This window comes from Youngiibacter fragilis 232.1 (genome assembly GCF_000495435.3).
Classification (GTDB): Bacteria; Bacillota; Clostridia; order Clostridiales; family Clostridiaceae; genus Youngiibacter; species Youngiibacter fragilis.
The window spans coordinates 22,092-30,311 of sequence record NZ_AXUN02000193.1; the positions used below are offsets into that span (position 1 = coordinate 22,092).

An 8,220-nucleotide genomic window follows, 5' to 3' on the forward strand; every position below is an offset into this window, starting at 1 on the left:
TTACCAATTCAATGGTAGAGCTTCCAATTCCAAAAATAAAAATATATCACTTGCTATATCCTGTGTTTAGAGTGATATATGTAAGTACCAAAACGAAGGAGGTATGAATATGGACCGGAAAGAAATGATCAAACAACTGGGCGAGCACTTTGGCGTGAAACCTAAGTACCTTAGTGTTCCAAGCTTTGCTTATGAAATCAGAACAGAAAATGAAGTTTACACCATTGACAGACATGGTGGTATTACGAGAGGCGATGGAGAGCCCATCACAATGGAAGAAATCCTGAATCAACAATTGGAGCCAGAGCCACTGACTGATCAAGAGGAAAGTGATGAAGTGCAGATGAATCAAACTGAAACTGATGAGGCAGCTCAAAATGCTGAATCGACTAATCTGCTAGAAGAACTTAGTGGGGTTGAAGTTAAACTGAACTTTGAAGAGCATACAGCTGATAGCCTGAAGAATATCATCAACATGCTCTACAGCAAGCAGCGACTTATTATGATGGCTTTTGAAACAGAGGAAGCCTTCATGGATGATGGGTTTGCTGAAGACCTGAACAAGCCAGAGATTAAGGATTTAGAGGGACTTAAAGAAGCCCTTGAAGAACTGGGGACAAACAGGTGTCCAGGATTTCAGATTGATTTTAATGAGAAGACGTTCACCTTCAAACTTCACAGCTCAAACTTGAATCCAGAAAGGATCAAGGCGCTTCAGGATTTATGTGTTCTCATAGCGAACTACGGAAGAACCTTAAACCGCGCATCCTACAAACAGGCCCAAGATGATAATCCAAAGTATGCCCTTAGAACCTGGCTGATTCGTATCGGGATGAATGGACCGGAGTATAAGGAAACCAGAAAGACACTCCTAAAGCACCTGGAAGGAAGCGGGGCTTTTAGAAAGGTGGATGAAAATGATGAAACCTAAATGCAGACTCATCGGAGAGGATGGAAACATCTTTAATCTCATGGGGATTGTATCACGAACCCTAAAGGAAGCTGGGGAGCCTGAAAAGGCAGATGAGATGGTAAAGCGAATAACAACTGAAGCCAAGAGCTACGATGAGGCACTTGCTATGCTCATGGACTATGTAAATGTGGAGTAGGAGGTGTAAGTAGATGGATCGATTTTTTAGTCAGAAGTATTGTGACCGCTGCGGTGGTAGCTTAGAAGGTGGGCGAATCATGTCCATGTTCAATGAGCAGTGCATCTGCATGAGTTGCAAAGAGAAGGAAACAAAAGACCCTGAATACAAAAGGGCCGTGGAAGCAGATCATGAAGAGATTCGAAAAGGGAACTTTAATTATAAAGGAATCCGTGGGAAGTAATCCTTGACTAATTTAGCCTTCAGAGTGATATATGTATATACCAAAACGAAGGAGGCGAAAGGAATGGAGATTTTCTACACGGTAACGATGCAAACGAAAGCGGGTAAGAAGCTATACCTCAGCATGTGGGATGGCCACCCAAAATGGACCTTTGATTTTGACGAAGCCTGCTACTGGGACACCGAAGAGATGGCTGAGAAGTTTTCAAAAGAATGGCTCAAGAGCTTCACAGGATGGGTAGTTGAAGAAATTAAAGTCGACATAAACAAAGTAAATTAATAACATTTGGAGCCTGAAAATGGCTCTTTTTCTTTGCAGTAAATGAAGGAGGTGAAAGTTATGGCAGGTAGAGGAAGACCACCAAAACCTACAGCGGTCAAAGAGCTGGAAGGTAATCCAGGCAAACGACCACTGAATAAGAACGAACCGAAACCAAAACAGATAGCACCCAAGTGCCCGTCATGGCTGGAACCGGATGCCAAGAAAGAATGGAGAAGGCTATCAAAAGAGCTGGAAGCCATGGGACTACTTACGGAGGTGGATATGGCTGCCTTTGCCGGGTACTGTCAAGCCTACGCTAGATGGAAAGAAGCAGAGGAATTCATCTCAAAGCATGGATCCATTTTAAAGACCGCTTCAGGGTATATTCAGCAGATTCCTCAAGTGTCCATTGCCCAGCAAAACCTTAAACAGATGAGAAACTTCTGCTCAGAGCTTGGGCTAAGCCCATCGGCCAGAAGTAGACTCAACATCAATAACAGTGGGAACACCATCGAGGGTGATGCCATGGAAGAGCTGCTTTCAAATGTACCAAAGGCGGAGGACATTCTGAAAAAGAGTAAGGACGAATAATTTGAAAGGAGGAGACGCCTATGCCATTTAGTGAAGCTCATGCGAATCATGCCATAAATTTTATCGAACAACTGAAGCTGACCAAGGGCAGATGGGCCGGTCAGCCTTTTAAGTTACTTCCCTGGGAGAAGGATCTGGTGAGGCGTCTCTTTGGAACCTTGAGAGAAGACGATACCCGCCAGTACCGAACCGCTTATGTGGAGATTGGCAAGAAAAACGGTAAGTCGGAGCTGGGCGCAGCCATTGCCCTTTACATGCTTTTAGCTGATGGGGAACCTAATGCTGAAGTGTATGTAGCCGCTTGTGATAGACAACAGGCCAGTATTATTTTCAACACCAGTATGAACTTCGTGGAAGGGAATCCTACCCTATCAAAAGTGACCAATCTGGTAAGGTCCACCAAGCGAATCGTCTATCCAAAGACGGGAAGCTTCTATCAGGTACTAAGTTCCGATGTTAAATCAAAGTCCGGGATCAATGCTTCCTGCGTTATCCTTGATGAGATTTGGACCTATCCGAATCCGGACCTTGCCAAGATGCTGACCACCGGTTCAGGGGATGCCAGAACCCAGCCTCTTTTTTTATACCTCACCACTGCAGGAAATCGACTCTCTGGCTATGGCTGGGAGATGCATCAAAAGGCAAAAGATATATTGGAAGGTAAGAGAGTAGACCCAACATTCCTGGCCATCATCTATGGGCTTGAGGACGATGCGGATATTGAAGATGAAAACAACTGGTATAAGGCCAATCCAAGTCTTGGCCATACCATTTCTATAGAGAGGGTTAGAGAGCACTACAATCAAGTCAAAGACGATCCGGCGGATCTCGCATTGTTTAAACAACTGAGGCTGAACATGTGGTTAAAGCAGGAAATCAAATGGATGCCCATGGATAAGTGGGACCTTTGTAATTTTACTGTAGACCCGGAAGAGCTGAAAGGGCGAGTCTGCTACGGAGGTCTTGACCTCTCCTCAACCAGTGACATCACCGCTTTTGTTTTAGTGTTTCCACCCCTTGAAGAGGGAGATAAGTTTCAGGTGCTCCCATACTTCTGGCTTCCGGAGGAGACCCTTCATCAGCGTGTGAAAAGAGACAGCGTTCCCTATGACATCTGGCACAGGCAGGGACTTCTAAATCTAACAGAAGGAAACGTGGTCCATTATGGATTCATCGAAAAGTTCATCGAGCTACTCGGTGAGAAATACAACATCAGAGAAATTGTCTATGATCGTTGGGGTGCTACGCAGATGAGCCAGAACCTAGAGGGTATGGGATTTACCGTTGTGCCTTTTGGCCAGGGTTTTAAGGATATGTCTCCACCGACAAAGGATCTGATGAGGCTCACTTTAAGCAAACAGATAGCCCATGGTGGGCATCCGGTCTTAAGATGGATGGCAGATAACATTGTGGTAAGAACGGACCCTGCTGGAAACATCAAGGTGGATAAGGAAAAGTCCTCAGAAAAGATCGATGGTATCGTGGCCATGATCATGGGCCTTGCCAGAGCTACAGTGAATCCGACGGATGATGATGGATCCATTTACGATGAACGCGACATGATCATTTTAGGATAGAAGGGGGTGAACATAGATTATGGCGAACTTTTTTAAATGGCTCTTTAAGGCTAGGGCAGAACCCACGGACAGTGTTAGTAGTGCACCGAACTTTTATATGGGTCAAAGCATATCGGGGAAAATTGTCAACGAGCGAAGCTCCATGCAAACCACAGCAGTCTTTGCCTGTGTGCGAATCATTGCTGAGACGGTAGCATCTTTACCTCTTCACACTTACAGGTATCAAGGTGACGGAAAAGAAAAGCTGTACACCCATCCGTTGTATAGGATTTTGCACGATGAACCAAACCCGGAGATGACGTCCTTTACCTTAAGGGAAACCATGATGACGCACCTGCTTCTATGGGGAAATGCCTACTGCCAGATCATTCGAAATGGTAAAGGGGAAGTGGTGCATCTTTATCCCCTGCTTCCCGACAAGATGACGGTGGATAGAGATAAAAATGGCAATCTCTACTACGCTTATAGGAAGGAAACCACCACCCATTATCTAGGCCCTGAGGATGTTCTTCATGTACCGGGTCTAGGTTTTGATGGCGTCATGGGATACTCACCGGTGGCCCTAGCGAAAAATGCCATCGGACTGAATATTGCCGCTGAAGAATATGGCGGTAGGTTCTTTGCCAATAACGCGACACCAAGCGGTATTCTTTCAACTTCAGGAACCATCAAGGATCCTTCAAAAGTGAGAGATGCCTGGCAGGCGGCCTATGGAGGAAGTGGAAACAGCAACAAGGTGGCGGTCCTTGAAGATGGTCTTCAGTACCAAGCCATCAGTATGCCCAACTCCGATGCGCAGTTTCTTGAAACGAGAAAGTTTCAGATCGAAGAGATCTGTAGAATCTTTCAAGTGCCTCCCCATATGGTGGCGGACCTTAGCAAGAGTTCATTCAGTAACATCGAGAACCAATCCATCAGCTTTGTGGTTCATACCATCAGGCCATGGCTGGTTCGAATAGAGCAGGCGATGAATAAGAAGCTCTTTCTTGAAAAGGAGAAAGGTCAGTGTTTCGTGTCTTTCAATGCATCGGCACTGATGCGAGGAGATTATAAATCTAGGATGGATGGATACGCCATCGGTATTCAAAATGGTTTCTTCTCCGTTAATGATGTGAGGAGGATGGAGAACATGGACCCGATTTCTGAAGAAGATGGTGGAGACCTGTATCTTGTGAATGGCAACATGCTACCCCTTAAGATGGCCGGGGCTTATGCAAAGAAAGCCATGGATGAGACTGGTGGTGATGGGTCTTGATGATAAGTGTATAACTTGGCCCATTTCTGTGGACAACTAGAAAACAAATTGGAAGTATCAACAGCATTTCTCAGAATCGAGAAGTGCTTTTTCATGCCCGAAAGGAGGTCGATTAGATGGATAAATTTTGGCGATGGGTGGTGAACGAAGCCGAGGAGCCTACAGTGAGAACCCTGCATCTTGAAGGGTACATTGCAGAGTCTTCTTGGTTTGATGATGATATCACCCCTAAACAGTTTAAGACGGAGCTTTATGGCAGTGGCCCGGAGACGGATGACATTGTTGTAAAGATACACTCGCCAGGTGGAGATACCTTCGCTGCAGCACAGATTTACAACATGCTGAAGGAATATCCCGGCAAGGTCAGTGTCCATATTGATGGGCTTGCAGCCAGTGCCGCTTCTGTCATTGCCATGGCGGGAGATGAGGTGTGTGTTTCTCCGCTGTCAGTAATCATGATCCATAACCCAGCCATGCTTATTGCTGGTGAGGTGGCGGATCTGCAGGTGGGGATTAATCTCCTCAGTGAAGTAAAAGAGAGCATTATCAATGCTTATCAGACGAAGATGGGGCTTTCCAGAGCGAAAATCTCACACATGATGGACGCTGAAACCTGGATGAGTGCCCACAAGGCCATCGAGATGAAGTTTGCCGACAAGATTCTTTATGAACCAGAGACGGTAGATGAAGGTTCCGGTGGCTTTATCTTTGACCAGATGACAGTGACGAACGCTCTAAGAAACAAACTCCCTGGCATTCAGGCGAGGATGAAATACCTAAAAGCACATGATGATGACGCTAGAACTAAGGAGCCGGAAAAGAGTGTAGAACCCGCGCCACAAGGTGAAGACGATTTGAAGGCTCCTGACCATTCAGTAAACCAGATCCCTATTGCCCAGCTGGAAAGACGGCTGGAGCTGATTAAAAATTGGAGGTAATGAATATGAGTAAAATTCAAGAACTAAGAGAGAAACGCGCCAAGGTTTGGGAGCAGGCTAAGTCATTCCTTGATGAACATCGTCAGGAGAATGGTCTGATCAAATCCGAGGACAATGCCGTCTATGAAAAGATGGAAGATGAAGTGGTCAGCCTTGGAAAAGAAATCGAGCGCCTTGAGCGTCAAGAGATGATGGACAGAGAGCTTTCAGCTGCTCTTAGCAAACCGCTTGCATCAAGACCTGATAAGATGACCGAAGAAAAAACCGGCAGAGCATCTGATGCCTATAAAAGCGCCTTTTGGGGTGCCATGAGAAACAAGATGAACCCTGCGGTACACAACGCGCTTCAGATTGGGACCGATTCAGAAGGTGGTTTCCTTGTTCCGGATGAGTATGAGAACCAGCTGATTCAGGCACTTGAAGAGGCGAATGTTCTAAGAAATCTGTGCAACGTGATTACGACCAGCTACGGGGATAGAAAGATTCCTGTTGTAGCAAGTCATGGATCCGCTGCATGGATGGATGAAGAAGCGGCCTTCACTGAAAGTGATGATGCCTTCACTCAGGTGACCCTGTCAGCCTACAAACTTGGTACCATGCTGAAGGTTTCTGATGAACTTCTTAATGACAGTTACTTCGACCTTGAAGCCTACATTGCAGCTGAGTTTGCAAGACGAATCGGTGCCGCAGAGGAGGAAAGCTTCCTCACTGGAAATGGAAGCAGCAAACCTACAGGACTTCTTCATACAACTGGTGGAGCGAGCCTTGGTGTGACTGCTGCAAGTGCAACAGCCATCACCATTGATGAGGTGCTGGACCTTTACCACAGCTTGAAGTCGGCTTATAGAAAGAACGCGACCTTCCTTGTGAACGATGCGACCATCAAAGCAATCAGAAAGCTCAAAGATGGTCAGGGCCAGTACTTGTGGCAGCCATCTGTTCAGGCAGGAACACCGGATACGATTTTGAATCGTCCAGTGGTGACTTCTCAGTACATGCCGGTAGCTGCAGCGGGTGAGAAGACTATTCTCTTTGGAGACTTTAAGTACTACTGGATTGCTGATCGTCAGGGTAGAACCTTCAAACGTCTGAACGAACTCTATGCAGCAAATGGTCAGGTCGGTTTCCTTGCATCTCAGAGACTGGATGCGAAACTAATCCTTCCTGAAGCCATCAAGGTTCTTCAGCAAAAGGCCTAAGTAATTTAACGGGAAGGTGGTCCTAGTTACTGCCTTCCTTTCACTTTGATAAGGAGGGAAAACCATGGGATATAACACGAAAAACTATACCGAACAGGGTGGCGAGAAGACTGTCATCGGTGGAGAGCTTGCCGTTACGGCAGAAGGGAAAGTAACCTTTAATGGTACTCAGCTGAAACCTGCAGCTCTTCAAGCAGACAGTACAGCTGTGGATGTGGCGGACCTGGTGGCTGATTTCAACGCCTTACTTTTAAAGCTTAAAACCGCTGGCCTCATGGAAAGCGAGTGATGGTAGATGACGCTTCTTGAGAAGGTAAAACAAAATCTCATTGTAACCCATAATGAGGATGATGCCTTAATAGAAGGGTTCATTACTGCTGCCATCAGCTATGCCGAAGGTTATCAGCATCTAGGGGCGGACTTCTACACAGAAAACACCATGTCACCGACCACCGAGCAAGGAGTCATAATGCTGGCTTCTCATTTTTATGAGAGTCGTGATGGCTCCACCGGTGGTTTTTTTAATGACAATGTCAGTGCTTCAGAGCAAGTGTGGAAGACGGTACATCTACTTCTACGCATGGGAAAGGAGTGGCAAGTCTGATGAAACGGCTATGGGTGAAGAAAAGAAGGAAACGCCAGAAAAGATGCTACCGAAAAGGCAGACGAAAGGATCGTAGTCATGGTTATGAGGAGAAGGCAGTAAAGGCAGGTGAAGGGTATGAGCTTTGGGAAGATGAACACCCGAATCGACATCATCGATACGATTCCCATGAAAGACGATGAAGGATTCTCTTCAAAGGGAGAAGAGATTATCGCCAGTGTTCGTGCGTATAAGGATGAAAGACACGGTTCAAGAAAGTGGGCCAATATGGCTGCCTACACCAAAGCCAACGCCACCTTTCAGTTTAGACGGATTCCTGATTTGGTGATTGAACCTGGCATGCTGATTCGCTGTGATACCGGGGAGTACAAAGTCTTGAGCGTCGAGGTTATTATGGGATTTTATTTAGAAGTAGCAGCAGAAAAGATTGAAGCCACGAAGGACTAGACCAGCTATAAAATGT

At 46.1% G+C, this 8,220-nt stretch carries 12 protein-coding genes; all 12 read left to right on the forward strand.

Annotation, left to right across the window (positions count from 1 at the left end; all coding sequences use genetic code 11):
* The first annotated feature begins 109 nt into the window (after positions 1–109).
* The 12 genes from T472_RS13515 (at position 110) to T472_RS13570 (ending at position 8,204) form a co-directional block, all read left to right on the forward strand.
* Positions 110–931 (forward strand): hypothetical protein, encoded by an 822-nt coding sequence (locus T472_RS13515; protein WP_023385174.1) that lies wholly within the window; start codon positions 110–112, stop codon positions 929–931.
* Entirely contained in the window at positions 918–1,109 is a 192-nt protein-coding gene (locus T472_RS13520; RefSeq protein WP_023385171.1) for a hypothetical protein, read from the forward strand. The genes T472_RS13515 and T472_RS13520 overlap by 14 nt, the downstream gene beginning before the upstream one ends.
* Positions 1,110–1,122: 13 nt before the next feature.
* On the forward strand, positions 1,123–1,332 hold the full coding sequence (locus T472_RS13525; protein WP_023385169.1) for a hypothetical protein: 210 nt from the start codon (positions 1,123–1,125) through the stop codon (positions 1,330–1,332).
* Positions 1,333–1,395: 63 nt separating this feature from the next.
* Positions 1,396–1,611 (forward strand): hypothetical protein, encoded by a 216-nt coding sequence (locus tag T472_RS13530; protein WP_023385167.1) that lies wholly within the window; start codon positions 1,396–1,398, stop codon positions 1,609–1,611.
* 60 nt (positions 1,612–1,671) lie between these two features.
* Positions 1,672–2,184 carry a phage terminase small subunit P27 family gene (locus tag T472_RS13535; RefSeq protein ID WP_023385165.1) on the forward strand — a complete coding sequence of 171 codons (513 nt, stop codon included), beginning with the start codon at positions 1,672–1,674 and terminating at the stop codon, positions 2,182–2,184.
* A 20-nt stretch (positions 2,185–2,204) separates the two neighbouring features.
* On the forward strand, positions 2,205–3,761 hold the full coding sequence (locus T472_RS13540) for a terminase large subunit (protein ID WP_023385162.1): 1,557 nt from the start codon (positions 2,205–2,207) through the stop codon (positions 3,759–3,761).
* A gap of 19 nt (positions 3,762–3,780) precedes the next feature.
* The gene (locus tag T472_RS13545) at positions 3,781–5,016 is read left to right on the forward strand and encodes a phage portal protein (protein WP_023385160.1); all 1,236 of its coding nucleotides are present in this window, start codon (positions 3,781–3,783) and stop codon (positions 5,014–5,016) included.
* A gap of 116 nt (positions 5,017–5,132) precedes the next feature.
* Positions 5,133–5,954 carry a head maturation protease, ClpP-related gene (locus T472_RS13550; protein WP_023385158.1) on the forward strand — a complete coding sequence of 274 codons (822 nt, stop codon included), beginning with the start codon at positions 5,133–5,135 and terminating at the stop codon, positions 5,952–5,954.
* A 5-nt stretch (positions 5,955–5,959) separates the two neighbouring features.
* On the forward strand, positions 5,960–7,153 hold the full coding sequence (locus T472_RS13555) for a phage major capsid protein (RefSeq protein ID WP_023863646.1): 1,194 nt from the start codon (positions 5,960–5,962) through the stop codon (positions 7,151–7,153).
* A 64-nt stretch (positions 7,154–7,217) separates the two neighbouring features.
* Positions 7,218–7,442, forward strand: coding sequence for a head fiber protein (locus tag T472_RS13560; protein WP_023388412.1), 225 nt, complete (start codon positions 7,218–7,220; stop codon positions 7,440–7,442).
* A gap of 6 nt (positions 7,443–7,448) precedes the next feature.
* Entirely contained in the window at positions 7,449–7,757 is a 309-nt protein-coding gene (locus tag T472_RS13565; protein ID WP_023388411.1) for a head-tail connector protein, read from the forward strand.
* A gap of 117 nt (positions 7,758–7,874) precedes the next feature.
* Positions 7,875–8,204, forward strand: coding sequence for a phage head completion protein (locus tag T472_RS13570; RefSeq protein WP_023388410.1), 330 nt, complete (start codon positions 7,875–7,877; stop codon positions 8,202–8,204).
* Positions 8,205–8,220: the final 16 nt, after the last annotated feature.

What these genes read in the sequence shown, in the direction of transcription:
- T472_RS13560 (WP_023388412.1), top strand. Translation starts at nt 7,218, where the DNA reads ATGGGATATAACACGAAAAACTATACCGAACAGGGTGGCGAGAAGACT.
- T472_RS13540 (WP_023385162.1), top strand. Translation starts at nt 2,205, where the DNA reads ATGCCATTTAGTGAAGCTCATGCGAATCATGCCATAAATTTTATCGAA.
- T472_RS13535 (WP_023385165.1), top strand. Translation starts at nt 1,672, where the DNA reads ATGGCAGGTAGAGGAAGACCACCAAAACCTACAGCGGTCAAAGAGCTG.
- T472_RS13565 (WP_023388411.1), top strand. Translation starts at nt 7,449, where the DNA reads ATGACGCTTCTTGAGAAGGTAAAACAAAATCTCATTGTAACCCATAAT.
- T472_RS13515 (WP_023385174.1), top strand. Translation starts at nt 110, where the DNA reads ATGGACCGGAAAGAAATGATCAAACAACTGGGCGAGCACTTTGGCGTG.
- T472_RS13570 (WP_023388410.1), top strand. Translation starts at nt 7,875, where the DNA reads ATGAGCTTTGGGAAGATGAACACCCGAATCGACATCATCGATACGATT.
- T472_RS13550 (WP_023385158.1), top strand. Translation starts at nt 5,133, where the DNA reads ATGGATAAATTTTGGCGATGGGTGGTGAACGAAGCCGAGGAGCCTACA.
- T472_RS13520 (WP_023385171.1), top strand. Translation starts at nt 918, where the DNA reads ATGATGAAACCTAAATGCAGACTCATCGGAGAGGATGGAAACATCTTT.
- T472_RS13530 (WP_023385167.1), top strand. Translation starts at nt 1,396, where the DNA reads ATGGAGATTTTCTACACGGTAACGATGCAAACGAAAGCGGGTAAGAAG.
- T472_RS13555 (WP_023863646.1), top strand. Translation starts at nt 5,960, where the DNA reads ATGAGTAAAATTCAAGAACTAAGAGAGAAACGCGCCAAGGTTTGGGAG.
- T472_RS13545 (WP_023385160.1), top strand. Translation starts at nt 3,781, where the DNA reads ATGGCGAACTTTTTTAAATGGCTCTTTAAGGCTAGGGCAGAACCCACG.
- T472_RS13525 (WP_023385169.1), top strand. Translation starts at nt 1,123, where the DNA reads ATGGATCGATTTTTTAGTCAGAAGTATTGTGACCGCTGCGGTGGTAGC.